We start from the raw sequence: 24,519 nt of genomic DNA on the forward strand, positions 1-24,519 counted from the left end.
TGGTTTTGACAAGCGCTTTCAAACCCGATACGCACGTCCCAAAGCTGCTATAAAAATCGGGTTCTGAAAAATGGTTTGGGGGAAAGTCGCAGGCAAGTCCTGTGGTGAGCGTAAGTCGGGCATCAACATCTTGTACCGGAAAGTTTCTGCCATTTCTCTGGCAGTTGCGCTGGGATACGCGCTGGCACCGCTGCCGGCAGAAGCGCAAAGCTTCCGCTTCAATTCGGTCCAGGTTGAGGGCAACCAGCGGATCCAAACCTCCACTGTTGTCGCTTATACCGGCATCGAGCGCGGTCAGACCGTCAGCGCAGGCGAGTTGAATGACGCCTATCAGCGCATTCTTGACAGTGGCGTATTTGAAACAGTGGAACTGGTGCCGAGCGGCAATACGCTGGTGATCAAGGTCACCGAGTTTCCGACCATCAATCAGATCAGCTTCGAGGGCAACCGCCGTCTCAAGGACGACGCGCTGGAACAGATCGTCGAATCTGCGCCGCGCCGTGTCTTCAGCCCTTCGCAGGCAGAGCGCGATGCGGCCTTGATTGCCGAGGCCTACAGTGTCCAAGGCCGCCTTGCGTCAAAAGTAACGCCGCGGATCATCCGCCGCAGCAACAACCGCGTTGATCTGGTGTTTGAGATCTCCGAAGGCGACACTATCGAGGTGGAGCGGGTCTCCTTTACGGGCAACCGGGTCTATTCCGACCGCCGACTGCGGCGGGTTCTGGAAACCAAACAGGCGGGGTTGCTGCGGGCGTTTATCCGCTCTGACACGCTGATCGAAGACCGGCTGGAGTTCGACAAGCAGGTTCTGCGCGATTTTTACCTGTCGCGCGGCTATGTGGATTTCCGGGTCAACAGCACCAACGCTGAAGTCACCCGCGAGCGGGACGCGGTGTTCCTGGTGGTCGATGTGACCGAGGGCCAGCAATTCCGGTTCGGGGACATCACAGTGACCAGCGAAATGCCGGAAGCTGATGCGGACCTGTTCGCGTCGACGCTGAAGATCAAGCCAGGCGTCGTCTACACGCCCTCGCTGGTCGAAAATGCTATCGACCGGATGGAAGGTCTGGCGGTGCGCAGCGAGATTGATTTCCTGCGGGTGGTGCCGCGGGTGACCCGCAATGACCGGGATCTGACACTTGATATCGAATTTGTTCTGCAGCGCGGCCCGCGGGTGTTTGTCGAGCGGATCGATATCGAAGGCAACACCACCACGCTGGACCGGGTCATCCGTCAGCAGTTCCGCTCGGTGGAAGGCGACCCGTTCAACCCGCGCTCCATCCGCAACAGTGCGGAGCGGATCCGGGCGCTTGGCTTCTTCGCCAATGCGGACGTGGAAACCCGGGAGGGCAGTTCGTCCGACCAGGTGATCGTTGACGTCGATGTCGAGGAGCAGCCGACAGGCTCGCTGAACCTAGGCGGTGCTTACTCGGTCACTGACGGCTTTGGTGTGAGCGTCGGTCTGACTGAGAACAACTTCCTCGGCCGCGGCCAGCGGCTGTCGCTGCAGGTTGCGACAGCAACCGAGTCGGACTCTTATGTTCTGGGGTTCACGGAACCGTTCCTGCTGGGGCGGGAACTGAAGTTTGACTTGGATCTGGGGCTCAGTGAGACTGATTCCAGTTTCTCCGAGTACCAGACAAAACGCGTTTTCTTCCAGCCCGGTCTTACATTCCGCACCGGTGAGGATTCTTCGCTCCAGGTCCGCTACACTTGGGACCAGGATGAGATGCAATTCGAAGAGGCGGATCAGGCGTTGTTCGATGACAACATCGCGGATGATACTCAGAGCTTCCTGGCCGGCCCCATCGTGCGCAGCGAGATTGCGCAGGGTGAGCGAAGCGCCAGCGCGATTGGATTCACGTATCGTTATGACAGCCGTTTGACCGGGCTGGACCCGAACGCAGGTTTCCTGGTGGAGGTCAGCGCGGATTACGCAGGCATCGGCGGTGATTCTGAGTACATCAAAGCAACCACCCGCCTTGTTGCGCAGAGGACTATCCTGAATGAGGAAGTGACTTTGCGTGCGACGCTGGAAGCAGGCGGGTTCCAGTGGCAAGGCGATGGATTTAGCCGGTCTATCGACCGTTTCGTTCTGACACCGTCTATTCTGCGCGGTTTCGAGCCAGGCGGCATTGGCCCCCGGGACCAATCCGCAGTCGGTGGAGGTGCGGGCAATACGTATGATGACTTCCTTGGCGGGAATTATTACGCTGTGGCCCGTTTTGATGCGGAGTTCCCGCTTGGGTTGCCGGAAGAGCTGGGGATGCGAGGAGGCTTGTTCTATGATGTCGGCAGTCTTTGGGGCTTGCAGAACGTGAACACGGCTGGCGTTAACACCGGTAACGGGGTTGTTGGGCGCGACCGTTCATTCCGCCATGTTGTCGGTGTCTCGCTCCTGTGGACCACAGGGTTTGGCCCGCTGCGGTTCAACTTCTCCAAGGCGCTTCAGAAAGAAGACTTCGATGAAGAGCAGACCTTTGACCTGACTCTGCAGGCGAGGTTCTGATCTGGTGCCGTTGAAGGCACTGCGCACACTGGCTGCCTGCGGTTTCTCGTTTGCAGCAGCGTTTTTCGGGGCTGTCCCGGTGTCTTCACAGGAGACTGGGACAAGCCCGTCGGGCAGTGACGCCGGCTTTCAATTGGGGCTGCCGCAAAGCGGCATCCTCACTGTTCAGCCGGACCGGCTGTTCTCCGAAAGCGCCTTTGGCAAGCGGGTTGAACGCGAGATCGAGGCCGAAGGCGCCGTGCTGACAGCGGAAAACCGCCGTATCGAAGCAGAGTTGCGCGCCGAGGAATTGGAACTGACGGAACGCCGCAGCGAAATGGAGCCGGATGCATTCCGCACTCTTGCGGATGCTTTTGACCAGAAGGTTCAGGAAACCCGCCGCCGCCAAGAGCAGAAGCTGCGCGAAATCAGCCAGATGGGCGAGCAGGCCAAGCGCGAGTTTATCGCAGCTTCGTTGCCTGTGCTGCAGCAGATCATGCGCGAAACCGGGGCTGGTGCGATTCTGGATCACTCATCGGTGTTCCTGAGTGCGGAAGCGGCCGACATCACCAGCCTGGCGATCACCCGGATCGACGAGGTGCTGGGCGACGGCGTGCAGGATGAGGGCGGCGAGCCCTGAGCGCGGTGAACTTGCCCAAAGGCCGCCCGCTTGCTAGGGACGGCGCAGCACAATTGATGAATATGGGAAACCAAGCATGACCACCGAGCTGCAAAGCGCTGATATTCAACTGATCCAGCGGATCCTGCCGCACCGCTACCCGTTCCTGCTGGTCGACAAGGTGGTCGATATCGACAGCTACAAGTCGGCGCGCGGCATCAAAAATGTCACCATGAACGAGCCGCATTTCCAGGGCCACTTCCCGGGCACGCCGATCATGCCGGGCGTCACCATCGTCGAGGCGATGGCGCAGACTGCCGGCGTGATGCTGGGGGTTGGCATGGATATGGTCGACACCGACCTGCTGATCTATTTCATGAATATCGACAAATGCAAATTCCGCCGCAAGGTGGTGCCCGGCGATGTGCTGGAAATGCATGTGGAAACCCTGCGCGGCAAGCCGGGCGGCAAGATCTTCAAGTTCCTGGGCCGCGCCACCGTGGACGGCGAAGTGGCGGCCGAGGCCGAGTTCACTGCCATGGTCGACCGCCAAAGCGAGGACGCCTGACATGAGCAGCATCCACCCCAGTGCGATCATCGAAGAAGGGGCCAAGATTGGCGAGGGCTGCGAGATCGGCCCGTTCTGCCTGGTTGGCTCCGATGTTGTGCTGGGGGACAGGGTTGTTCTGAAGTCCCACGTTGTTGTCACCGGTGATACCGAGATTGGCGACGAGACGGTTGTCTTCCCCTTTGCTGTTCTGGGTGAAATTCCGCAGGACCTGAAGTTCAAAGGCGAGAAGTGCAAGACCGTGATCGGCAAGCGCAACCGCATCCGCGAGCATGTGACAGTGAATGCCGGCACCGAAGGCGGCGGCGGCGTGACCAAGATCGGTGATGACGGTTTGTTCATGGCCGGCTGCCACATTGCCCATGACGCTCAGGTCGGCGACCGGGTGATCGTGGTGAACTCCGCTGCGGTGGCAGGCCATTGCGTGCTGGAGGATGATGTCATCATTGGCGGCCTTTCTGGCATCCACCAATGGGTGCGGATCGGCAAGGGCGCGATCATCGGCGCGGTCACCATGGTGACCAACGATGTGATCCCTTATGGCCTGGTGCAGGCGCAGCGCGGCGAGCTGGACGGGCTGAACCTGGTCGGCCTCAAGCGCCGCGGCGTGGCTCGCAGCGACATCACCGCCTTGCGGGCTGCCTTCCAGATGCTTGCGCAGGGCGAGGGCACCTTCCAGGAGCGCGCCAAACGGCTGGGCGATGAGGCCGACAGCGAATATGTTCAGCGGATTGTAGCTTTCATCACCGGTGAAACCGACCGGTCCTTCCTGACTCCTGGAGGCTGAAGCGATGCTGGCAGTAATTGCAGGCACCGGCGCTCTGCCGGCAGAAGTCGCGGCCCGGGCTCCGGGCCGTCCACTGATCTGTGCGATGGCGGGCTCAGAACCGGACATGGTGGATCCCGAGATCACTTTCCGCTTTGAGCAGCTTGGCAGCTTCCTTGAACGGCTGAAGGCAGCGGAGGTCTCGGAGATCTGCATGGCAGGCGCGGTGCGCCGTCCGAATATTGATCCTTCCGAGATTGATGCAGCCACTCTGCCGCTGGTTCCGGTTCTGCAGGGGGCCTTGGCAGCCGGTGATGATGGCGCCTTGCGGGCCATCATCGGTATCTTCGAGCAGGCAGGTCTGGCCGTCCGTGCCGCCCATGAAGTGGCGCCTGATCTGCTGATGGAAGAAGGCGTGCCGACCAAAGTGCAGCCGGGCGAGCTGGATAAGGCGGATGCCCTGCGCGGTGCGGAAATTGTCGCGGCCATGTCGGCCGCTGATGTCGGCCAATCCTGCGCAGTGCGCGGGCGGCAGGCGATTGCTGTGGAGAATCTTTTCGGCACCGATTGGATGCTGAATGCGCTGCAGCAGCGCCCGGACGGGCAGGGCGGGCTCTTGTTCAAGGCCCCGAAGCCGGCGCAGGACCGCCGCGCCGATCTGCCGACGATCGGCGTCGGGACGGTTGAAGCCGCGGCGGCTGCCGGGCTTTCGGGCATTGTGCTGGAAGCCGGGGGCGTGATTGTGCTGGACCAGGAGGCGGTGATCGAGGCCTGCGACCGGCTCGGCCTGTTCCTGTGGCTGCGCCAAGCATGAGCCTTCGGGTTTTTATCCTGGCCGGAGAACCTTCGGGCGACCGGCTGGGCGGGGCTTTGATGGCGGGGCTTAAGCTACTTGAACCCGGCGTCAGATTTGACGGCATCGGCGGGGCGCTGATGTCGGAACAGGGGCTGGTCTCGCGCTTTCCGATGGATGAGCTGTCTGTTATGGGGCTGGCCGAGGTGCTGCCCAAATACCGCCATCTGAAGCGCCGGATCCGGGAAACCGCGCAAGCCGTGCTTGAAACCAAGCCGGATGTGCTGATCACCATCGACAGTCCGGACTTCAGCTTGCGGGTGGCGCGGCTGGTCAAAGAGCAAAGCGATATCCGTACCGTGCATTACGTGGCGCCGTCGGTTTGGGCCTGGCGGCCCAAGCGGGCGGGCAAGATGGCGGAAGTCATCGACCAAGTGCTGGCTCTGCTGCCGTTTGAGCCGCCATATATGCAAGCGGCCGGCATGGATTGCGATTTTGTCGGCCACCCGGTGGTGGCGGAAGCTCAGGCCTCGGATGCGGAAGTTGCAGCATTCCGGGAGGCGTTCGGGCTGGGGGATGCACCTTATGTGCTGGCGCTGCCTGGGTCGCGGCGTTCGGAGGTGTCGCGTCTGGCACCTGAATTTGGCGGCGCATTGGTTCGGTTTGCCAAGGATCATCCGCAGTACAGGATTGTAGTGCCCGCTGCCGCACCTGTGGCCGGCTTGGTTCAGGAGGCACTGAAAGAATGGCCTAAAGGGACGGTCCTTGTTGATCCGAGCCTGTTTGAGCCTGCCACAGCCAAGGCGCATAAACGCGCGGCCTTTGCCGGCGCGGAATTGGCGCTGGCGGCCTCCGGTACTGTGTCGCTGGAATTGGCAGCGTCTTCGACGCCCATGGTGATTGCCTACAAGTTTCAATGGCTGACCTGGCAGATCATGAAGCGTATGGCACTGATCGATACGGTGACCCTGGTCAATCTGGTGAGCGATACCCGGGTGGTTCCTGAGTGTTTGGGGCCGGATTGCACGCCACAGGCCATTGCGGCTGAGCTGAAGAAGCTGGCGGCTGAGCCGTATGCGCAGCGCGAAGCGATGGCGCTGACCATGGAGCGTTTGGGGCTCGGCGGTGAAGCGCCGGGGCTGCGTGCGGCCCGCGCGGTTCTCGAGAGGCTGCCCGCTAAGTAGTGCAGGGGCGCAGCAAAAGCGGAGCTTTCACTGCGCAGAGTCTGGTGGCGCGGGCGCTTCGCACCCGCGCGGGCCCGCCGCAACGGCTGCGCAGGACATGGCTGTCAGGACAAGATGATCCGGGAGAAAGTGTTCTGCTGAGAAGCGCCTAAGGGCAGGTCTGCCCTTAGGCGCTTTTTCAATTTTGAGTTTGTTTTCCGCGTCAAGGGCAAGCCGCGCGTGCCGCGCGGAGGCTGCGCCTCCCTTGACCCGGTGCCGCGGATGTACTGCGCCTCAGTAGCCGCGCCAGATCCAGCCGCCGCCGAAGATGCGGCTGCCCTCAGGCGCGTAGAACACGCAGGCCTGACCGGGGGAGACGCCTTCCTCCGGTGTCAGCAGCTCAACCTCGGCTGTGGTATCCGTCAGCGGCCGGATGATGGCCTCGCGCGGGGGGCGGGTGGAGCGGACCTTGACCTTCAGGTGCCACTCTTTGCGGCTAGTGAAGGGCTCATCCCCCAGCCAATTGATCTCGCGCACCGGGATGGTTCGGGTGGCCAGCAGCTCCTTGGGGCCGACAACAACCTGTTTCTTGTCCACGTCGAGTTTCACCACATAAAGCGGCTCGCTGAGGCCGCCGATGCCCAGGCCGCGGCGCTGGCCGATGGTGTAGTGGATGACGCCCTCGTGGCTGCCCAGAACCCGGCCGTCGGCATGCACGATCTCCCCCGGCTCTGCCGCGCCGGGGCGCAGCTTCTCGATCACCGAGGCATAATTGCCGTTGGGCACAAAGCAGATGTCCTGGCTGTCGGGTTTATCTGCCACCGCCAGGCCATACTGGGCTGCCATCTCCCGCGTCGCGTCCTTGGAGGGCAGATGCCCCAGCGGGAAGCGCAGGTAGTCCAGCTGCTCGGGCGTGGTGGAGAACAGGAAATAGCTCTGGTCGCGGTTGGCATCTTCGGCTGAGTGCAGCTCGGGGCCGTGCGCGCCCATCTTGCGCTGGATGTAATGGCCGGTGGCCATGCAGTCAGCTTCCAGATCCTTGGCGGTTTCCAAGAGGTCCTTAAACTTCACCCGCTCGTTGCAGCGGATGCAGGGCACCGGGGTGGCGCCCGCCAGATAGCTGTCGGCGAACTCGTCAATCACTGCATCCTTAAAAATGTTCTCATAATCCAGGACGTAATGCGGGAAGCCGCGCTCCTCGGCAACGCGCCGTGCATCGTGAATATCAATGCCCGCGCAGCAGGCGCCTTTTTTCGCCAGCGCCGCCCCGTGATCGTAAAGCTGCAGCGTTACACCGACCACGTCATAGCCTTGATCAGCCAAATATGCAGCAACAACAGAGCTGTCGACGCCGCCGGACATGGCCACCACCACCCGGGTTTCCGAGGGTGGCTTGGCAAAGCCGAGCGAGTTCAGTTCGGTGTCGTGGTCCAGCGCCATGGGGCAGCTCCTGAAGGCAAGGGGGCAGGCGCCGCAGAATATAGGAAAATCCTACAGACTCTCAAGGGGCGTGGTTCACGTGCCGTTAAGCCTGATCGGAAATTCTTTTGGCGACCCCAACGAAAAAGATCTTCGAGAGGGAAACGGGATGTTTCTGAAGAAAGTCGACGGGCCGCGCGCGGTCACCCTGCCGGACGGCACCATCATGACCCGGGCGGATCTGCCGCCGGAAACCACCAAGCGCTGGGTCGCCTCGCGCAAGGCGGCGGTGGTGCGCGGCGTGCTCTACGGGCTGTTGCCGCAGACCGAGGCAATGCGCCGTTACGGCCTCAGCGAAGAAGAGTTCCGCAGCTGGGTGGCAGCGGTTGCCGACCATGGCGAAGAGGCGTTGAAAACCACCCGTCTCAAGAAATTCCGCAATAGCGACGGAAAATAAATTTGGCCGCCCTTGAGTTGCAATCGTAAATTAACCATCATGGTAACGAGGCATTAACTTTTTTCCACCAAGGTTAACGCGACCTGAGGGAAACAGTGTACAGGCGGAGAAAATAATATGCGCATTCTTCTGGTTGAGGATGACCCGACCACAGCGAAGAGCATCGAGCTGATGCTGACCCATGCCAACCTGAACGTCTATTCGACGGATCTGGGCGAGGAAGGCATTGATCTGGCAAAACTGTATGATTACGACCTGATCCTGCTGGATCTGGGGCTGCCGGATATGAACGGCCATGAGGTGCTGCGCCAGCTGCGCATGTCCCGTATTGAAACGCCGATTCTGATCCTGTCCGGTGCCGATGATACCGACAATAAAATCAAGGGCTTCGGTTTCGGCGCGGATGATTATCTGACCAAGCCGTTCCACCGTGAGGAACTGGTGGCGCGGATCCACGCGATCATTCGCCGTTCCAAGGGGCACTCGCAGTCGATCATCAAGACCGGCAAGATCTCGGTTAACCTGGATGCCAAAACGGTTGAGGCCGATGGCAAGGCGGTGCATCTGACCGGTAAGGAATACCAGATGCTGGAGCTGCTGTCCCTTCGCAAGGGCACCACGCTGACCAAGGAGATGTTCCTGAACCATCTCTATGGCGGCATGGATGAGCCGGAACTGAAGATCATTGACGTTTTCATCTGCAAGTTGCGTAAGAAGCTGAGCAATGCAACGGGCGGCGAGAACTACATCGAAACCGTCTGGGGCCGCGGCTATGTTCTTCGTGATCCGCAAGAGGACCACATGGCGGGTGATCACCGGATGGCCGTCGGCGCCTGAAAGAATGAGGACCAGGGCGGTGCATGATGCATGTGCCGCCGGTTGCAAGGACCTGCCGGACGGCGGGTCTTTTTGCTTTCAGCCGTTCCTGGGTTCGCGGCCTGCGGGATGCGCTGGACGCCGCGCGCGCAGCACCTTATCACCAAGGGTGAGAACGAAGAGGGACCGCGCGTGGCAAACAATTCAGAACAACAAGACGTGGCCAGCCTGACGGCGGAGCAAGCCAAGGCGGAATTTCTGACCCTGGAGGCCCGGCTGCAGGCCGCGGACCTGGCCTATCACCAGGCCGATGCGCCAGAGATCAGCGACGCGGAATATGATTCGCTGAAACGGCGTTATCGGGCGCTGGCGCAAGCGCATCCTGAGCTGGAGGCCGTTGCAACTCAGCTTGATTCTGTTGGCGCGCCCGCGGCCTCGGGTTTCGGCAAGATCAGCCACGCGATCCGCATGCTTTCTTTGGGCAATGCGTTTGAAGACGAAGACGTGGCGGATTTCGACCGCAGCATCCGCAAGTATCTTGGTTTCGGCAGTGGCGACAGCCTCGCCTTCACCGCGGAACCAAAGATCGACGGCCTGTCCCTGTCGCTGCGGTATGAGCACGGAAAACTGATTCAGGCTGCGACTCGCGGTGATGGCTCGATCGGGGAAAATGTCACCGCCAACGCCATGACCATTGCAGATATCCCGCATCAGCTCGACGGCGCGCCGGACGTGCTGGAAGTGCGCGGCGAGGTCTACATGAGCCATGAGGACTTCGAAGCGCTTAATGCCAGGCATACAGAACGCGGCGGCAAGACATTTGCCAACCCGCGAAATGCCGCCGCCGGATCGCTGCGGCAGCTGGATGCGGAGATCACCCGCGCGCGGCCATTGCGGTTCTTCGCTTACAGCTGGGGCGAATTGAGCGAAGCGCTGGCAGAAACTCAAATGGACGCAATTGAACGCCTGCGCGGACTGGGGTTCCAGACCAATCCGCTAACCCGGCTCTGCGCCTCGGTGGCAGAGATAATCAGCCATTACCGCAGCATCGAAGAACAGCGCGCAACGCTGGGCTATGACATTGACGGCGTGGTCTACAAGGTCAATGACCTGGCGCTGCAAGGGCGCCTGGGGTTCCGCTCCACAACGCCCCGCTGGGCCATTGCGCATAAGTTCCCGGCAGAACTCGCCTGGACCCGGCTGGAGGCCATCGACATCCAGGTCGGCCGCACCGGCGCGCTGAGCCCGGTTGCAAGGCTCACTCCGGTGACGGTGGGCGGTGTGGTGGTGTCAAACGCGACGCTGCACAATGAGGACTACATCCTGGGCCGGGACTCGAAGGGCGAGGAAATCCGCGGCGGCAAGGATATCCGAATTGGCGATTGGGTGCAGATCTACCGCGCCGGGGATGTGATTCCGAAAGTGGCGGATGTGGACCTGTCCAAGCGGCCGGATGGAGCAGAACCCTTTGCCTTCCCGCATACCTGCCCGGAATGCAGCAGCCCTGCGGTCCGGGAAGAAGGCGACGCCATCCGACGCTGTTCTGGCGGGATGATCTGCCCGGCGCAGGCTGTGGAGAGGCTCAAGCATTTTGTCTCCCGCGCCGCCTTTGATATCGAAGGGCTGGGGGCCAAGCAGGTGGAGCAGTTCCACACTGATGGCTGGATCAAGGAGCCTGCGGATATCTTTGATTTGCAATCAAATTACGGTTCCGGCCTGCAACAGCTGAAGAACCGCGAGGGCTGGGGCGAGAAATCCGCCGACAACCTCTTTGCTGCCATCGAAGAGAAACGCACCATCCCGCTGGCCAAGCTGATCTTTGCCTTGGGTATGCGGCACGCCGGCGAAGTGGCCGGCCGCGATCTGGCGCTGCATTACCGCGACTGGACGGCTATGGCGGATGCCATCGACACGGCGCGGCCTGCGGCGCTGGCACACCGGGCCGCGGACGAAGCGGAGGAGGCGGAACGCCTGAAAGCTGCTGATGAGGGCCGCCGGGCCAAGATTTCGGACACCCGCGCTGCAGCGGTTGCCGTCTGCGAGGTTCCGGCAGATGCCGCCGCTGCGTGGTCTGACCTTGTCGGGGTTGATGGGATCGGTGCGGTGCTGGGGCTGTCCTTGTCCGACGCCTTTTCCAACCCGGAAGAACGTGCAGCCATCGACCGGCTGATTGGCAAGCTGACCATCGTCGCACCGGATGCGCCAGCGGCGGACAGCCCTGTGGCTGGCAAAACCGTGGTTTTCACCGGGACTCTGGAAAAAATGACCAGGGCCGAAGCCAAGGCCCGCGCCGAGGCATTGGGGGCCAAGGTCTCAGGCTCCGTCTCCAAGAAAACCGATATTCTTGTCGCCGGGCCAGGGGCCGGTTCCAAGGCCAAGAAGGCAGCAGAACTGGGTATTCAGACCTTGGATGAAGATGGCTGGCTGGAGCTGATTGCAGAGGCATGAGCGGGCGTCCAGAGATCCTGTTCCCGCTGTTTGCCGGGGCCGAGACCTTGCAGGGTGTCGGACCGAAAACCGCGCAGTCTCTCAGTCAGATTGATATAGAAACGCCGCGCGACCTGTTGTTTTCGCAACCCTATTCCGTGGTGGACCGGCGGCGTCGTGCATCTATCCAAGGTGCAGATCTACCCGCGACGCTCACGGTGGAGGTTACCATCGGCCGTCACCGTCCGGCGCGCAACAGAGGCGGTGCCTACCGCATCCATGTGGAAGATGCGGAAACTGAATTCCAACTGGTCTTTTTCCACGGCCGCAGCCGCTATTTGGAGGCGCAACTGCCTGAGGGCTCCCGCCGGGTTGTTTCGGGAAAGGTGGAATTGTTCGACGGCGTCGCCAATATGGTGCACCCGGACCACATGCTGCCGTTGGCCGAAGCCGATGACATCCCGTCATTTGAGCCCGTTTACCGGCTGACCCATGGGGTGACCCAGAAGACCATGTTCAAGGCGGCGCAAAGTGCCTTGGACCGGGTGCCGGAGTTGGCGGAGTGGATTGATCCGGGGCAGGCCTTGAAGGAGAACTGGCCGGCCTGGCACGACGCTATTGCAGCCGCACATGAGCCTCAGGGCGCGGATGATTTGGTGCCTGAGGTGCCTGCGCGGGCGCGGCTGGCTTATGATGAGCTGTTTGCCCATCAGCTGACGCTGGCTTTGGCGCGGCAGACCGAGCGCAAGGCGCGCGGTATCCAAAGCGTGGCAACCGGCCGCCTGCAGTCCCGCGTTCTGAAAGCGCTGCCGTACCGGCCCACAGGCGCGCAGGCCCGGGCAATCGAGGAAATCTCGGGGGACATGGCCGCGGACAAGCGCATGAACCGGCTGCTGCAGGGTGACGTGGGGGCCGGGAAAACCCTGGTTGCGTTCATGGCCTTGCTTGTCGCTGTTGAAGCGGGCGGGCAGGGCGTGATGATGGCGCCGACGGGCATTCTTGCGCAGCAGCATATGGAAGGCCTCGCACCGCTGGCCGAGGACGCAGGCGTGGTGCTCGAGATCCTGACCGGCCGCGACAAGGGCTCGGAGCGTAAGGCCAAATTGGCCGCGCTGAAGCGGGGTGACATCCATATTCTGGTCGGCACGCATGCGGTGTTCCAGCAGGATGTTGAATTCAGTGACCTGCGGCTGGCGATTGTCGATGAACAGCACCGGTTCGGCGTGCGCCAGCGGATGGAGCTGGCGGAAAAAGGCAAGGGCGCAGATGTGCTGGTGATGACCGCAACGCCGATACCGCGCTCGCTGGCCCTGGCGCAATACGGCGACATGGATGTCTCGGTGCTGGATGAGAAACCGCCGGGGCGCAAGCCGGTTAAAACCGCGGTGATCAGCACCGAGCGGATGCAGGAAGTGGTGGACCATCTGCGCAAGGCAATTGCTGAAGGGCGGCAGTGCTACTGGGTGTGCCCGCTGGTCGACGAATCCGAGCTGAGCGACCTGACCGCGTCGGAGGAGCGTTTCAAACATCTGCGCGCGGTGCTGGGCGAAGGCACGGTTGGCCTGGTTCACGGCCAGATGCCGCCCGCCGAGAAGGATGCCGCGATGGCAGCGTTCCAGGAGGGGAAGACAAAGGTTCTGGTCGCTACCACCGTGATTGAGGTTGGTGTGAACGTGCCCAATGCCTCGATCATGGTGATCGAGAGAGCTGAGATTTTTGGCCTCGCTCAGCTGCACCAGCTGCGTGGCCGGGTGGGGCGGGGCAGTGCGGAATCAACCTGCCTCTTGATGTATCAGCCGCCCTTGACCGAAGGCGGGCGCAAGCGACTGGAAGTGCTGCGCGAGACCGAGGACGGTTTCAGGATCTCTGAAACCGACCTGCAAATGCGCGGTGCCGGCGACATGATCGGCACGGCGCAATCCGGCCTGCCGAGATTCCACATTGCAGACCTGGAGCGCCAAGCGGGGCTGATGGCGGTAGCGCAAAGCGACGCCCGTGCGCTGCTGGCTGCCGACCCCAAGCTGGAGAGCCCGCGTGGACAGGCGGCGCGTGTTCTTTTGTGGCTGATGAAACAGGACCAGGCAATACGTTTGATTACAGTGGGTTAGCCTGCGTTCTAGCACGTGTTCCGGCAGGGCGTTCCACTGTGTTCGCAAATGTTCTCAAAAAGTTCTTTACAGGTGTTCTCAAAAATGAGAACAAAGGGGCAACAAGGTTGCCAGAGAGCAGCGAGACAGACTGGAGGAGGCCCGAGCCATGATTGCACAGATCAAAAGCACTATTCAGAATGCCCACTCGACCCTGCTGCAGGACGCCATTGGTGCGGCCTCGCTGATGGTGATGCTGGTGGCTGCGCTGCATTTGCCGGGCCTGTTCTGACCCCTTTACCGAATTTCTGATTGCATCTGCTGTGCCGGGCCGGCCCTTTCCTGTCCCGGACTGCATCAAGAGATCATCCGCCTGTTTCGATCTCTATTTGGATTGCCTCAAGATCCTGCCTGGCCTGCCCGGGTCCCGCATAGCAGAGCATAACTGCCGCCGCCATCTGCCCGGATGCGCGGCGGTTTTTTGTTGCGCTCTGTCAGACGGGCACAGAGGCCTGCAAAGGTGCAAAGGCCAGGGTATTTTGCAGATAGGACAAAGCGGGGAGCGCTGCGGTCCGCAAGCCTTAGGCGCATTGCTCCTTGGCGGCGGTCTGCATGGCTTCCAGCGTGGCTTCAAGCGCCAGCATGATCGAAGCGTGGCGGTTCTTGAATTCCTTGGCGGGCTGCAGCACTTCCAGGCCGCCAAAGGGCGCGTCCGGCACTGGGCCGCCCTGGGTCAGCATTGCCTTGAGCTGGTTGCGGGCGGTCTCAACCTCTTCCAGCGAGCGGCCGATCACATTGGCGCCAACCACCGCTGCGGAGGCTTGTCCCAGGGCACAGGCCTTTACGTCCTGGCCGAAATCCGAGATCCGCCCCTCTTCGACCATGATGTCGACGGTCACGGCGGAGCCGCAAAGCGGCGAGCGCTTCTTGACCGTGGCGTCCGGGGCTTCCAGCCGCTCCAGTTGCGGAATATCCGCGGCCAGCGCCAGAATGCGCGAGGAATAGAGCTTGATCAGATCGGAGTCGCCAGACATGTGCTTCCCGGGGTTTCCCTGTTTCACCGTTCCCCATACATAGGGGGCCAAACAGCAGATGCAAAAGGTTTTTGCCCATGTCTTCGTCCATGTCTTTCGATCCCGCGAGCCTGACCTATAACGAGGCTGGTCTGATCCCCTGCATTGCCCAGGACGAAACCTCGGGCGAGGTGCTGATGATGGCCTGGATGAACGCCGATGCGGTGATGCAAACACTGGAAACCGGCCGGGTCACCTATTGGTCGCGCTCGCGCCAGTCGTTCTGGATTAAGGGCGAAACATCGGGGCACGTGCAGGAACTGGTCGATCTGCGTGTGGATTGCGACCGCGACTGTCTGCTGGCAGTGGTGCGCCAGACCGGAGCGGCCTGCCACACCAACCGCCGGACCTGTTTCTATACCGCGGTGCGGGATGGGGACGAAGTGGAGCTGATGAAGCCGATGGAATAATCGGCCCTGGCGGGCCGTGCCTCCGGCGGGGATATTTTCAGCCAGAAGAAGCGGGCAAGCCGACCATTTCGCGGATGTCCTGCGGGGTGGCGCCCTCGGCGCGGTACTTGGCGATGGCGCGGGCGTCGTCGCGTTTGGCGAGACGTTTGCCCTGATCATCGCGGATCAGGCGGTGGTGGTGGTAGATGGGTACGGGCAGGCCCAGCAGGCATTTCAGCAGCACGTGGATTTGAGTGGCCTCAAACAAATCCGCCCCGCGCACCGCATGGGTGATGCCTTGGTCCGCATCATCGGTGACAACCGAGAGATGGTACGAGCTGCCCATATTGCGGCGCACCAGAATGATGTCGCCGACCGTTGAGGTGAGCTGGTCCGGGTCCAGCTGGTGCTGGCCCTCGAATTCCGGTCCGGTCTCGGTGAAGCTGCGCAGATCAGTGGCGCGCACGGCCTTTTTCATATTCAGACGGATCACGTCCTGACCGGTGGCTTCAACTGCCGGGCGGTTGCGGCAGGTGCCGGGGTAAATGCGGCCATCGGGGCCAAATTGCGGAACGCCTTCCTGCGGCGCGCCGGCGGCGGCCTCAATGTCAGCACGGTTGCAGCGGCAGGGATAAGTGAGACCCATGGCAGTCAGCTGTTCCAGCGCGGTGCGGTAACGCAGCAGCCGGTCCGACTGGCGCATCACTGGCTGCGGCCAGGAGAGGCCGAGCCATGCCAGATCCTCGTATATCTGCGTCTCCCAGGCGGGGCGGGCGCGGGATTGGTCGATATCTTCGATGCGCAAAAGGAACGTGCCGCCCTCTGCCTGCGCCATATCATGCGCCAGAATGGCGGAATAGGCGTGGCCCAGGTGCAGCGGTCCGGTTGGCGAAGGCGCAAAACGGGTGGTGAATGTCACGCTTTCTCAATCACATAGACGGTGGATTTCAGGTCGATTTTAGGGAGATGCTCCCCGTGTTCCTGAAATAGCAGCCTTGCGGCGCCAACGTCGACCCATTCGATGAGCTTTCCGGTATAAGCGCGGTCCGCCAGGGCGTGGTCATTGTAGGAGAATGTGAACAGCCCGCCCTTGGGCAGCGCGTGCAGGATCATGTCGAAGACGTCCGGCGGCGCCGCGCCGGTGCCCAGAACACCGCAGCCGGTGATCAGCCGGTAGGCACCGCGGCGGATCGGCTTGCGGTTGGCGACGTCTATCTGGGTGATCTCGCGGTAGGCGCCTTTTGCCTGCGCCTGGGCCAGCATTTCTGCCGAGGGTTCCATGCCGTCGACGGTTTCAAATCCCTGCCGCCGGAGCGCGAGGCCCGACAGGCCGGTGCCGCAGCCGAAGTCCAGTACTGGTTCGCTCAAGTCGGTTTGGAACTGCGCCAGCGCCTCGGCAATCCGCCCGGGTGTTGCGTAGCCGTTTTCTGCGATCTCAGCATCATAGGAAGCGGCCCACTGGTTGTAATGCTCCAGGGTCGCTTCCGGTGTTTCAAGGGAGTAGGCCTTGTCCAGAAACTTTTCGCTCATGCTTTGAAGCTTAGGCGCGGCATGAGCAATCCGTCTAGGAAAAGTTACCAAGCCATTGCTGCCAGACATCCTTGGCGCGGTCTGTATAGGCCTTGTAGCGGTCCTTGCGGCCGCGGCGGCCGCCTTTGAGGCCGTCGACCGGGCGGAACAGGCCGAAGTTCACGTTCATCGGCTGGAAGGTCTTGGCCTCGGCGCCGCCGGTGATGTGGTGGATCAGAGCGCCCATGGCACTGTCCTGCGGTACTTCCGGCAGATCCTGGCCCAGGATCTCGGCGGCGGCCATGCGGCCTGCGAGAAGTCCCATGGCTGCGCTTTCCACATAGCCTTCAACCCCGGTGATCTGGCCCGCAAAACGGATGTGGGGCTTGGACTTCAGCCGCATCTGGCTGTCCAGCAGGGTGGGCGAGTTCAGGAAGGTATTGCGGTGGATACCGCCAAGACGGGCAAAGCTGGCGTTTTCCAGACCCGGGATCATCTTGAAGACCTCCGTCTGGGCGCCGTACTTCATCTTGGTCTGGAAGCCGACGATGTTGAACAGCGTCCCCAGCGCATTGTCGCGGCGCAGCTGCACTACGGCGTGGGCCTTGACGTCCGGCTGATGCGGGTTGGTCAGGCCCACCGGTTTCATCGGCCCGTGGCGCAGGGTCTCGCGGCCGCGTTCGGCCATCACCTCGATCGGCAGGCAGCCGTCGAAATAGCCTGCGGTCTCGCCCTCGTGGAACTCGGTCTTGTCGGCGGCCAGCAGTGCGTCGATGAACGCCTCGTACTGGTCCTTGGTCATCGGGCAGTTGAGATAGGCGGTGCGCTCTTCTTCGGTCTCGCCCTTGTCATAGCGCGACTGCATCCAGGCCTGGGACATGTCGATGCTTTCGGCATAGACAATCGGGGCGATGGCATCAAAGAAGGCGAGCGCCTCGGCCCCGGTCTCTGCCTGGATGGCCTTGCCCAGTTCCGGCGAGGTCAGCGGGCCGGTTGCAAAGATCCAGTGGCCTTCCTCAGGCAGATCGGTGACTTCTTCATAAGACACCGAGACATTCGGATGCGTCTTCAGCTTGGCTGTCACCGTTTCGGCAAAGGGGTCGCGGTCCACGGCCAGGGCGCCGCCGGCAGGCAGGCGGTGTTCATCCGCAGTGGTCATGATCAGACCGTTTGCGGCACGCATCTCCCAGTGCAGCAGGCCCACAGCGTTCTGCTCGTCATCATCCGAGCGGAAGGAGTTGGAGCAGACCATCTCACCCAGATTGCCGGTCTGGTGGGCAAAGGTTTCGACTTTGGGGCGCATCTCGTGGATTACCACCTGTACACCCATGTTTGCCGCCTGCCAGGCCGCTTCCGAGCCGGCCATGCCGCCGCCCACGATATGCAATGTCTGTGTCATGCCCCGCGACATAGGGCAGGGGGAAGGCCGGTGCAACAGATATGCAGGCCCAAGGCAGGCCGCAGTGCTGCCACATTTCCCATATGACTGCAGTGCAGCGTTGAACCTGATTGCCGGAGAGGGAAATTTGGGGCCGCCGCTGCGGGAATGGTACACCGGTGAGAGAGATCCGGCTGGAGGGACCCTTCCGCAGCAGCAGCCCAAATTGTGCCAGCCAGTGATTGCTCGTCGGCTGTGCCCAATCTTTGCCATCTTTCCGCCCGAATTGAAAGGCGGTTGATTGGCTTGTTAGGGAAACAATATGTGCGGAATAGTAAACAAAGACTAAAATTTTCGGAGAATTCCGGATTTTCCGCCGAAATTCTCCGCTGTCCTCAGCTGTCCTGCCAATCGGGCGCGCGTTTTTCGATAAAGGCAGCCATGCCTTCAATGGTGTCGCGGTACATAAGGTTTTCGACAATCACGCCGCTTGTATAGGCGTAGGCCTGATCAATCGGCATCTGCAGCTGTTCATAGAACGCCTGTTTGCCGATCTTCACCGCGGCGCCGAGCTTGGAGGTGATGGTTTCGGCGAGCTTGGTGGTCTCTGCTTCCAAATCCTCCAGCGGCACGGCGCGGTTGGCCAGGCCAAGGTCGACGGCGCGGGCGGCATCGACGAACTCGCCAGTAGTCAGCAGTTCAAATGCCTGCTTGCGCGGGATGTTGCGGGACAGGGCCACCATCGGAGTGGAACAGAACAGGCCGATGTTGACGCCGTTGACGCCAAACCTGGTGCCTTCTGCCGCCACTGCCAGATCGCAGGAAGCCACCAGCTGGCAGCCCGCCGCCGTGGCGATGCCGTGGACCTGGGCAATTACCGGCTGGGGCAGGGACTGCAGCCCGGTCATCACGCTGGTGCAGCGGGCAAAGAGATCCTGAAAATAGGCCTTGCCGCCGTCTTCCGCGGCGCGGCCTGCGGTCATCTGCTTGATGTCGTGGCCGGCGCAGAACCCTTTGCCGGTGCCGGACAGGATCACCACCTTGATGCTGCTGTCTTCGCGCAAGGCATCAATCTGTTCCTGCAGCGCGGCCAGCATCTCGTCCGACAAGGCGTTCAGCTTCTCCGGCGTATTCATTGTCAGCCGGGCTATGCTCCCGGTGTCGCAACGTTCCAGAATTGCCATCTTGCTCTCCTATTAAAGGTTGCGGCAACTCTAGGCGGGGTTAGCGGAAAGGAAAAGCATGGCGCTGGCATTTGATGTCGCAGGGCTGACAGAGTACCTGCACGAGATCTTCCCGCAGGTGCGCGAGGATTTTTCCATCGACGCGATGGATGAGGGCGGCTTGCGGATGCGGCTGCTGACGGCGGAGCGGCATTTGCGGCCCGGCGGCACGGTGTCCGGCCCGTCGATGTTTGCGCTGGCCGATTGCGCGATCTATGCGCTGATCCTGTCGCGGCTGGGGCGCGAGGCGCTGGCGGTGACCACGAATTGTTCTCTGGATTTCATGCGCAAGCCGGTGGCGGGCGCAGATGTGATCGCCGAGGCACGGCTGCTGAAACTGGGCCGGGTTCTGGCAGTGGCCGATGTGCTGTTGTATTCCGAAGGCCAGCCGGAGCCGGTGGCGCGTGCCTCGATGACCTATTCGATCCCGCCCAAGCGTTAGAGTGCAGGTTTTAAATTACGGTGGCGAAGGGCTGGCCGACCTTGACCAGGGTTTCCCGGCCCTTGGTGCTGTTGGCCACCAGATCGTCCGAGAAGCGGATCTTGCCGGGCTCAAACACCACCACCACGGTGGAGCCGCCGAACTTGAAATAGCCCTTTTCATCCATCTTCTGCACGTCGCCGGAGGTGCGGGTGTTGACGATGGAGCCGACACCGAAGGCGCCGACCTCGACAAAGCAGTAGCTGCCGAAGGTCTCGGTCTCGATCAGTGTCCAGGTCCGTTTGTTTTCGCCGAACACGTCCGGGCCAGCCCCCAGCGCAATCGGGTTCACGGAATGCAGGGCGCCGCCGATGTCCTGGGAAGCAGTGATCCTGCCAGCGGCGGGGAAATGGTAGCGGTGGTAATCCGCCGGGCACAGCCGCACGATGGCCAGCGCGCCGCCGATAAAGCGCTCGGAAATGCCGGGCAGCATGGTGTTCACCGACATCGGATAGCCTTTGACAGGAACAAAGACATCTTCGGCCAGTTCCGGAAACACCAGAACCCGGCCGTCCGCCGGGGAGACAATGTCGCGCGGGTCTTCGCTGTAGGGGCGGGCCTCAGGCTTCAGGTTCCGCACGAAGAAGTCGTTGAAACAGGTGTAGCTCTCCGAGGGCGCGGTGGCCTCATCCATGTCGATGGATAGCTCGTCAATTACTGCGCTGATCTTGCCCTTGGAAAACCGCGAGCCGAACCAGGCGCCCATCAAGCGGCTGATGAACGCAGAGCGGAACAGCAGCTTTTCCACCGGCTTTGCACTGGCGTTCTGATAGGCCCAGCGGATCCATTTCTCGCCCAGCACCACCTCTTCAAAGGTCTCGCCGGTGTCCCGGTCAACAACAAGGATCGGATCGTGCTGCATGGGGCCTGCCAGGTCTGATGAAACTCCCGCCGCGCCTAGCAAGAAGCGGGGCGCTGGCCAAGGGGGAAATACGCGGCAATCGGGGATGAGGGGCGCTGCCCCTCTTGGCCTATGGCCAATTCACCCCGGGGTATTTGAGACCAGAAAGAAGCGGGAGCCGGCAGCATTGAGGCGGGCTCTGCGGGTAAGGAGCGTTAGCGGAGCTTGCTGGCGAGCCAGTGGATCTGCGCCTTGGCCGCTGCAATTGCAGCCTCGGTATCTGCAAAGACCTGACCGCCGTAATGGCCGATGCTGTACCAGCCGCGCCCGTCTTCGGGGTCGCGGCGGAATTCGTCAAAGCCATAAGTGCCATCGGGACGTTGGAAAATATCGGTGCAGACCAGTTCACCGTCCAGATTGACCGATTTGATGACCTTGTTGATATGTGCCATGCGCCGCTCCCTGTGCTGCGTGTACTGTCAGCCGGGCAGGATGCTGCCGCAAGCGTTAAGGTCGCGCAAAACCAGCGGGGCAAAGAAAAAGGGGGCCGGAGCCCCCTTTGTGCACGCCCTTACGGGAACAGCTTTTTCACGTAGTTGGGCAAGGCGAAGGCAGCCTTGTGGATCTCCGGGTTGTAGTAGCCGGTTTCGATCCCTGCTGCAGCATAACGCGCCTCGACATCGGCCAGGCTCACGTTGCGGGCCTTGTCCGAGTGGCTGCCCCAGCCAAAGGCCATCGGCCCGCCGGCGTAGGTTGGCACTGAGGCCAGATAGCACGATGCATCGGCAAACAGTGCCTGGAACGCGCGCAGGGTGCCGGTCAGCTCGTCGCCCTGCATGAAGGGCACGCCGTTCTGGGTGACGATGATGCCGTCCTCGGTCAGCGAACGTGCCGCGTGGCCATAGAAGGTGTCGGTGAACAGCACCTCACCGGGGCCGATCGGGTCGGTCGAATCGACGATGATCACATCGAACTTCTCGGTGTTCTCTTTCATGAAGAGTGCACCGTCGTTGATCACCAGGTTGAGACGCGGGTCGTCAAAGGCGCCGTCGCTCAGCATCGGCAGATACTCTTTCGAGAAATCCACCACACCGGCGTCGATTTCCACCATGGTGACATGCTCGACCGATGTGTGGCGCAGGGCTTCGCGGGCCATGCCGCCGTCGCCGCCGCCGATGATCAGCACACGTTTCGCTGCACCGTGGGCCAGGATCGGCACATGGGTCAGCATCTCGTGGTAGATGAAGTTGTCGCCTTCGGTGGTCTGCACCACGTCGTCCAGGGTCAGAATGCGGCCGAACTGGCCGTTCTGGAACACTTTCAGGCGCTGATGCTCGGTGTTGCTGTCATAGAGCATCTCGTCCACGCGCAGACGCTGGGCGTAATGCGCGTGCAGGCTCTCGGTGACCCATTCCTGTTTGGTGGCGTCGCTCATGCCGCAACCTCTTTGGCGATCAGCTCTTCACCGCGCAGCAGTTCCTTGACGTCGACCAGATCGGTGCCAAAGGCCTCTTTCAGCACGTCGATGGCTTTCCAAGGCTGCGCGTCGCCGCACATGAAGACGTCAAAGGCGCCATAGCCGATTTCCGGCCAGGTGTGGACCGAGATGTGGCTTTCCGCCAGCACCGCGACGCCGGAGACGCCCTGGGGCGAAAACTTGTGGGTGTGGATGTGCAGCAGTGTGGCGCCGCAGACATCGACAATCTTGCGGAAGGCGTTCTGGATACGCTCTTCGCAGTCCAGGCCGCTGCCCTTCATCACTTCGATGATCAGATGGGTGCCTGCGAACACTTTTCCATCGCGGCGGATGAAATGGTCTTCGCGGTCGGAATCCACAACAGCATCGAGATTCGCAGCAGTTACACCGCGGGCGGTATCTTCCTCATGGGCGCCTGTCTCCAGACCGATCCCCAGTTGGAAGAGGTTGGCGTCTTTCATGACACTCCCCTTCGTTCCAGTAGATGACAATCCAGCCGGTTCCTTAGCGCCCCCCCGGATAAGGGTCCGGGGTTGGGATCGGTTCCGAAAGTGAGGGGCGTTTAGGCCGGGGGGGAGATTCGATCAACATTTATTTTTTGCATAGCCGGTAACACGCTGAGGCTTGCGTCCTGCGCACCATAAAGCCCGGCAAAAAAAAGGGCCGGGGCGAGCCCCGGCCGTCAGGTTGTTCTATTGCCCAGGGGATCATGGGCGCCAGAACGGAAGAGTGGCTTGATAGTGGGCGTCCGCGCGGGTGACCCCTATGTCCTTGAGCTGCGCCTCAGTTAGCTTTCGCAATTGTTTGCGGGTGCGGTGGCGCAGGCTCCACTTGGTCACCACCACGGCAAAGGAGACGGCCCACTGCGCCAGCACCGGCAGGGCCGGGCGGCTGATCAGGTAGGACATGTTCGAATGTGCCATATGCGTGTGGTGTACCATGGGAGGCTTCCTGTATTGTGTTGATACAATCCTGTTGATTTGTCGTAGTGTTCTGATACAAAGGGGCTGACTTAATGTCCAAGGATGGATTGTAATGGGTACAATTTGGCCGCAAAGCTTGGGTGAGGCAAAAGGCCCCAAGTATAAAAAAGTTGCCGATACAATCCGCTCTGCCGTGGAAATGGGCAGTTTAAAAATTGGTACAAAGCTGCCTCCGGTGCGTGATCTTGCCTATCAGTTGAGCATTACGCCCGGCACTGTCGCCCGCGCTTACAGCATTCTGACCGATGAGGGCGTTCTGGAAGCCGAGGTCGGGCGCGGCACCTTTGTAGCCGAAAAGAAAACCCCGGTGCCCGATGACGTATGGTCGCGGGAGCTGCATTTGCTGGAGGCGCGCGATCCGGGCCATGTCAGCCTGTTCAGCCCGCGGATTGCCGATATGGGGCAGGTGGCGGCGGTGCGCGAGGCGATGCGCAAGGCGGCAGAGAGCGAGGCTGCCAAATTCCTTAACTACCCGACGCGCAATGCCTATCAGCCGGTGCGGCAGGCCGCGGCGGACTGGCTGGCGCAGTCGCCGGTGGGTAAGATATCTGAAAAGGATATTGTGCTGACACACGGCGGCCAAAACGGGCTGATGGTGGTGCTGCAGGCGATCCTGCAGGGACCGCAGCCGGTGATCATGGTCGAGGATCTGTCATATGCCGGCTTCCGCCGCGCGGCCGAGCTGCTGCGCGCGCAGGTCGTCGAGGTGGCGATGGACGAGCACGGCATCCGTCCCGACTCGATTGAGCTGGCGATCCGCAAGACCGGCGCCACGGTGCTGTGCACCAGTCCGGAGGTGCACAATCCAACCGGCTATTACACCCCTTTGGAACGGCGCAAGCAGATTGTTGCCATTGCCCGGCGCCACGGGGTGCAGATCGTCGAGGATGACTGCTACCGCCTGGGCGAGGCGCGGGCGCCCAGCTACCGGGCGCTGGCGCCGGAACTGGCCTGGCATGTGTCCTCGATCTCCAAACTGCTGACGCCGGCCTTGCGGGTCGGCTTTGCACTGGCACCCGAAGGCCGGGCTGCGGACCTGCGGCGGGTTGCTGAATACGGCTATTTCGGCCTGTCCCAGCCTCTTGCCGAAACTGTGCGCATTCTGCTCAGCGATCCGCGGCTGCCGGACTTGATATTGGCGGTGCGCGCAGAGATGGCGCGTTATGTGCGGGTGGCGGTCAATGCGCTTGGCGGATTTGACCTGACCTGGAACCCGGATGTGCCCTTTGTCTGGCTTCGGCTGCCGTCGGGCTGGCGGGCGGCGGCCTTTACCCGTGCGGCCGAGGCCAACGGGGTGCAAATCCGCTCGGCTGACGAATTTGCCCTGCGCGACGGACGCGCACCTCATGCGGTGCGCATTGCCATCAATGCCCATGTATCCCTGAAACGCTTTGAAGAAGCGATGCTGCGGCTGCGGGCGCTTTTGGACAACCCGCCGGAACAGATCAGCGTTTGATATTGTGGGGTATTATAATACCTATTTTTTAAGTGATTGAAATTTCAGTTCTTTATCTTGTTTCGCCCTGTTGACGTGTCTCTGCGATCCCCGTAAACCCCCTCCA

General features: G+C 61.5%; 25 protein-coding genes. 14 read left to right on the plus strand and 11 right to left on the minus strand.

The window, feature by feature from the left end; genetic code table 11:
• Positions 1-70 precede the first annotated feature (70 nt).
• From bamA to lpxB, 6 genes are all read left to right on the plus strand, one after another.
• Positions 71-2,509 carry an outer membrane protein assembly factor BamA gene (gene bamA, locus RA19_RS07845; RefSeq protein WP_039161277.1) on the plus strand — a complete coding sequence of 813 codons (2,439 nt, stop codon included), beginning with the start codon at positions 71-73 and terminating at the stop codon, positions 2,507-2,509.
• A 79-nt stretch (positions 2,510-2,588) separates the two neighbouring features.
• Positions 2,589-3,128 (plus strand): OmpH family outer membrane protein, encoded by a 540-nt coding sequence (locus RA19_RS07850; RefSeq protein WP_039161670.1) that lies wholly within the window; start codon positions 2,589-2,591, stop codon positions 3,126-3,128.
• Between the two features lie 76 nt (positions 3,129-3,204).
• The gene (gene fabZ, locus RA19_RS07855; protein WP_039161279.1) at positions 3,205-3,675 is read left to right on the plus strand and encodes a 3-hydroxyacyl-ACP dehydratase FabZ; all 471 of its coding nucleotides are present in this window, start codon (positions 3,205-3,207) and stop codon (positions 3,673-3,675) included.
• A gap of 1 nt (position 3,676) precedes the next feature.
• Positions 3,677-4,462: an acyl-ACP--UDP-N-acetylglucosamine O-acyltransferase gene (lpxA, locus tag RA19_RS07860; RefSeq protein WP_039161281.1), complete on the plus strand. Its 786-nt coding sequence runs from the start codon at positions 3,677-3,679 to the stop codon at positions 4,460-4,462.
• 4 nt (positions 4,463-4,466) lie between these two features.
• On the plus strand, positions 4,467-5,255 hold the full coding sequence (locus RA19_RS07865; protein ID WP_039161284.1) for an LpxI family protein: 789 nt from the start codon (positions 4,467-4,469) through the stop codon (positions 5,253-5,255).
• Positions 5,252-6,418, plus strand: coding sequence for a lipid-A-disaccharide synthase (lpxB, locus tag RA19_RS07870; RefSeq protein ID WP_039161286.1), 1,167 nt, complete (start codon positions 5,252-5,254; stop codon positions 6,416-6,418). The genes RA19_RS07865 and lpxB overlap by 4 nt, the downstream gene beginning before the upstream one ends.
• A gap of 273 nt (positions 6,419-6,691) precedes the next feature.
• On the opposite strand, the gene mnmA is transcribed toward lpxB, so the two are convergent.
• Positions 6,692-7,837, minus strand: coding sequence for a tRNA 2-thiouridine(34) synthase MnmA (gene mnmA / locus RA19_RS07875; protein WP_039161288.1), 1,146 nt, complete (start codon positions 7,835-7,837; stop codon positions 6,692-6,694).
• Positions 7,838-7,985: 148 nt separating this feature from the next.
• On the opposite strand from mnmA, the gene sciP reads away from it, so the two are divergent.
• From sciP to RA19_RS27645, 5 genes are all read left to right on the plus strand, one after another.
• On the plus strand, positions 7,986-8,273 hold the full coding sequence (gene sciP, locus RA19_RS07880; protein ID WP_039161291.1) for a CtrA inhibitor SciP: 288 nt from the start codon (positions 7,986-7,988) through the stop codon (positions 8,271-8,273).
• 117 nt (positions 8,274-8,390) lie between these two features.
• Entirely contained in the window at positions 8,391-9,110 is a 720-nt protein-coding gene (gene ctrA / locus RA19_RS07885) for a response regulator transcription factor CtrA (RefSeq protein WP_039161294.1), read from the plus strand.
• Positions 9,111-9,281: 171 nt separating this feature from the next.
• The gene (ligA, locus tag RA19_RS07890) at positions 9,282-11,537 is read left to right on the plus strand and encodes an NAD-dependent DNA ligase LigA (RefSeq protein ID WP_052261711.1); all 2,256 of its coding nucleotides are present in this window, start codon (positions 9,282-9,284) and stop codon (positions 11,535-11,537) included.
• Positions 11,534-13,624 carry an ATP-dependent DNA helicase RecG gene (recG, locus tag RA19_RS07895; RefSeq protein WP_039161296.1) on the plus strand — a complete coding sequence of 697 codons (2,091 nt, stop codon included), beginning with the start codon at positions 11,534-11,536 and terminating at the stop codon, positions 13,622-13,624. The genes ligA and recG overlap by 4 nt, the downstream gene beginning before the upstream one ends.
• Positions 13,625-13,772: 148 nt before the next feature.
• On the plus strand, positions 13,773-13,895 hold the full coding sequence (locus RA19_RS27645; protein ID WP_275041719.1) for a hypothetical protein: 123 nt from the start codon (positions 13,773-13,775) through the stop codon (positions 13,893-13,895).
• A gap of 289 nt (positions 13,896-14,184) precedes the next feature.
• Here the strand turns inward: RA19_RS27645 and RA19_RS07900 are convergent, their stop codons facing one another.
• A complete protein-coding gene (locus RA19_RS07900; protein ID WP_039161297.1) occupies positions 14,185-14,637 on the minus strand; it encodes an iron-sulfur cluster assembly scaffold protein in 453 nt (150 codons plus the stop codon).
• Positions 14,638-14,726: 89 nt separating this feature from the next.
• On the opposite strand from RA19_RS07900, the gene hisI reads away from it, so the two are divergent.
• Positions 14,727-15,086 carry a phosphoribosyl-AMP cyclohydrolase gene (gene hisI / locus RA19_RS07905; protein WP_039161298.1) on the plus strand — a complete coding sequence of 120 codons (360 nt, stop codon included), beginning with the start codon at positions 14,727-14,729 and terminating at the stop codon, positions 15,084-15,086.
• A gap of 37 nt (positions 15,087-15,123) precedes the next feature.
• On the opposite strand, the gene gluQRS is transcribed toward hisI, so the two are convergent.
• From gluQRS to RA19_RS07925, 4 genes are all read right to left on the minus strand, one after another.
• Positions 15,124-15,984, minus strand: a complete 861-nt coding sequence (gene gluQRS, locus RA19_RS07910) for a tRNA glutamyl-Q(34) synthetase GluQRS (protein ID WP_039161299.1) — start codon at positions 15,982-15,984, stop codon at positions 15,124-15,126.
• Entirely contained in the window at positions 15,981-16,595 is a 615-nt protein-coding gene (locus RA19_RS07915) for a class I SAM-dependent DNA methyltransferase (protein ID WP_039161300.1), read from the minus strand. Before RA19_RS07915 ends, gluQRS begins: the two co-directional genes overlap by 4 nt.
• Before the next feature lie 34 nt (positions 16,596-16,629).
• Positions 16,630-17,973 (minus strand): methylenetetrahydrofolate--tRNA-(uracil(54)-C(5))-methyltransferase (FADH(2)-oxidizing) TrmFO, encoded by a 1,344-nt coding sequence (trmFO, locus tag RA19_RS07920; RefSeq protein ID WP_039161674.1) that lies wholly within the window; start codon positions 17,971-17,973, stop codon positions 16,630-16,632.
• 374 nt (positions 17,974-18,347) lie between these two features.
• Positions 18,348-19,136 (minus strand): enoyl-CoA hydratase, encoded by a 789-nt coding sequence (locus RA19_RS07925; RefSeq protein WP_039161301.1) that lies wholly within the window; start codon positions 19,134-19,136, stop codon positions 18,348-18,350.
• A gap of 58 nt (positions 19,137-19,194) precedes the next feature.
• Between RA19_RS07925 and RA19_RS07930 the strand changes: the two genes are divergently transcribed.
• Positions 19,195-19,617: a PaaI family thioesterase gene (locus RA19_RS07930; RefSeq protein ID WP_039161303.1), complete on the plus strand. Its 423-nt coding sequence runs from the start codon at positions 19,195-19,197 to the stop codon at positions 19,615-19,617.
• Positions 19,618-19,627: 10 nt separating this feature from the next.
• On the opposite strand, the gene asd is transcribed toward RA19_RS07930, so the two are convergent.
• From asd to RA19_RS07955, 5 genes are all read right to left on the minus strand, one after another.
• Entirely contained in the window at positions 19,628-20,518 is an 891-nt protein-coding gene (gene asd / locus RA19_RS07935; RefSeq protein WP_039161306.1) for an archaetidylserine decarboxylase, read from the minus strand.
• A gap of 194 nt (positions 20,519-20,712) precedes the next feature.
• The gene (locus RA19_RS07940; RefSeq protein WP_039161308.1) at positions 20,713-20,949 is read right to left on the minus strand and encodes a hypothetical protein; all 237 of its coding nucleotides are present in this window, start codon (positions 20,947-20,949) and stop codon (positions 20,713-20,715) included.
• A gap of 119 nt (positions 20,950-21,068) precedes the next feature.
• The gene (gene speE / locus RA19_RS07945) at positions 21,069-21,932 is read right to left on the minus strand and encodes a polyamine aminopropyltransferase (protein ID WP_039161310.1); all 864 of its coding nucleotides are present in this window, start codon (positions 21,930-21,932) and stop codon (positions 21,069-21,071) included.
• Positions 21,929-22,435, minus strand: coding sequence for an adenosylmethionine decarboxylase (speD, locus tag RA19_RS07950; protein ID WP_039161312.1), 507 nt, complete (start codon positions 22,433-22,435; stop codon positions 21,929-21,931). The genes speE and speD overlap by 4 nt, the downstream gene beginning before the upstream one ends.
• Positions 22,436-22,681: 246 nt before the next feature.
• Positions 22,682-22,915, minus strand: coding sequence for a DUF1127 domain-containing protein (locus RA19_RS07955; protein ID WP_039161314.1), 234 nt, complete (start codon positions 22,913-22,915; stop codon positions 22,682-22,684).
• 94 nt (positions 22,916-23,009) lie between these two features.
• Here RA19_RS07955 and RA19_RS07960 point away from each other — a divergent pair, with 94 nt between their 5' ends.
• Positions 23,010-24,413, plus strand: a complete 1,404-nt coding sequence (locus tag RA19_RS07960; protein ID WP_039161316.1) for an aminotransferase-like domain-containing protein — start codon at positions 23,010-23,012, stop codon at positions 24,411-24,413.
• Positions 24,414-24,519: the final 106 nt, after the last annotated feature.

The organism is Leisingera sp. ANG-M1 (assembly GCF_000813745.1).
Lineage (GTDB): Bacteria > Pseudomonadota > Alphaproteobacteria > Rhodobacterales > Rhodobacteraceae > Leisingera.

What these genes read in the sequence shown, in the direction of transcription:
- speE (WP_039161310.1), bottom strand. Translation starts at nt 21,932, where the DNA reads ATGAGCGACGCCACCAAACAGGAATGGGTCACCGAGAGCCTGCACGCG.
- RA19_RS07900 (WP_039161297.1), bottom strand. Translation starts at nt 14,637, where the DNA reads ATGTCTGGCGACTCCGATCTGATCAAGCTCTATTCCTCGCGCATTCTG.
- sciP (WP_039161291.1), top strand. Translation starts at nt 7,986, where the DNA reads ATGTTTCTGAAGAAAGTCGACGGGCCGCGCGCGGTCACCCTGCCGGAC.
- fabZ (WP_039161279.1), top strand. Translation starts at nt 3,205, where the DNA reads ATGACCACCGAGCTGCAAAGCGCTGATATTCAACTGATCCAGCGGATC.
- hisI (WP_039161298.1), top strand. Translation starts at nt 14,727, where the DNA reads ATGTCTTTCGATCCCGCGAGCCTGACCTATAACGAGGCTGGTCTGATC.
- RA19_RS07865 (WP_039161284.1), top strand. Translation starts at nt 4,467, where the DNA reads ATGCTGGCAGTAATTGCAGGCACCGGCGCTCTGCCGGCAGAAGTCGCG.
- RA19_RS07915 (WP_039161300.1), bottom strand. Translation starts at nt 16,595, where the DNA reads ATGAGCGAAAAGTTTCTGGACAAGGCCTACTCCCTTGAAACACCGGAA.
- bamA (WP_039161277.1), top strand. Translation starts at nt 71, where the DNA reads ATGGTTTGGGGGAAAGTCGCAGGCAAGTCCTGTGGTGAGCGTAAGTCG.
- ctrA (WP_039161294.1), top strand. Translation starts at nt 8,391, where the DNA reads ATGCGCATTCTTCTGGTTGAGGATGACCCGACCACAGCGAAGAGCATC.
- RA19_RS27645 (WP_275041719.1), top strand. Translation starts at nt 13,773, where the DNA reads ATGATTGCACAGATCAAAAGCACTATTCAGAATGCCCACTCGACCCTG.
- recG (WP_039161296.1), top strand. Translation starts at nt 11,534, where the DNA reads ATGAGCGGGCGTCCAGAGATCCTGTTCCCGCTGTTTGCCGGGGCCGAG.
- RA19_RS07955 (WP_039161314.1), bottom strand. Translation starts at nt 22,915, where the DNA reads ATGGTACACCACACGCATATGGCACATTCGAACATGTCCTACCTGATC.
- RA19_RS07925 (WP_039161301.1), bottom strand. Translation starts at nt 19,136, where the DNA reads ATGGCAATTCTGGAACGTTGCGACACCGGGAGCATAGCCCGGCTGACA.
- RA19_RS07960 (WP_039161316.1), top strand. Translation starts at nt 23,010, where the DNA reads ATGGGTACAATTTGGCCGCAAAGCTTGGGTGAGGCAAAAGGCCCCAAG.
- mnmA (WP_039161288.1), bottom strand. Translation starts at nt 7,837, where the DNA reads ATGGCGCTGGACCACGACACCGAACTGAACTCGCTCGGCTTTGCCAAG.
- RA19_RS07940 (WP_039161308.1), bottom strand. Translation starts at nt 20,949, where the DNA reads ATGGCACATATCAACAAGGTCATCAAATCGGTCAATCTGGACGGTGAA.
- lpxA (WP_039161281.1), top strand. Translation starts at nt 3,677, where the DNA reads ATGAGCAGCATCCACCCCAGTGCGATCATCGAAGAAGGGGCCAAGATT.
- RA19_RS07930 (WP_039161303.1), top strand. Translation starts at nt 19,195, where the DNA reads ATGGCGCTGGCATTTGATGTCGCAGGGCTGACAGAGTACCTGCACGAG.
- asd (WP_039161306.1), bottom strand. Translation starts at nt 20,518, where the DNA reads ATGCAGCACGATCCGATCCTTGTTGTTGACCGGGACACCGGCGAGACC.
- lpxB (WP_039161286.1), top strand. Translation starts at nt 5,252, where the DNA reads ATGAGCCTTCGGGTTTTTATCCTGGCCGGAGAACCTTCGGGCGACCGG.
- speD (WP_039161312.1), bottom strand. Translation starts at nt 22,435, where the DNA reads ATGAAAGACGCCAACCTCTTCCAACTGGGGATCGGTCTGGAGACAGGC.
- trmFO (WP_039161674.1), bottom strand. Translation starts at nt 17,973, where the DNA reads ATGACACAGACATTGCATATCGTGGGCGGCGGCATGGCCGGCTCGGAA.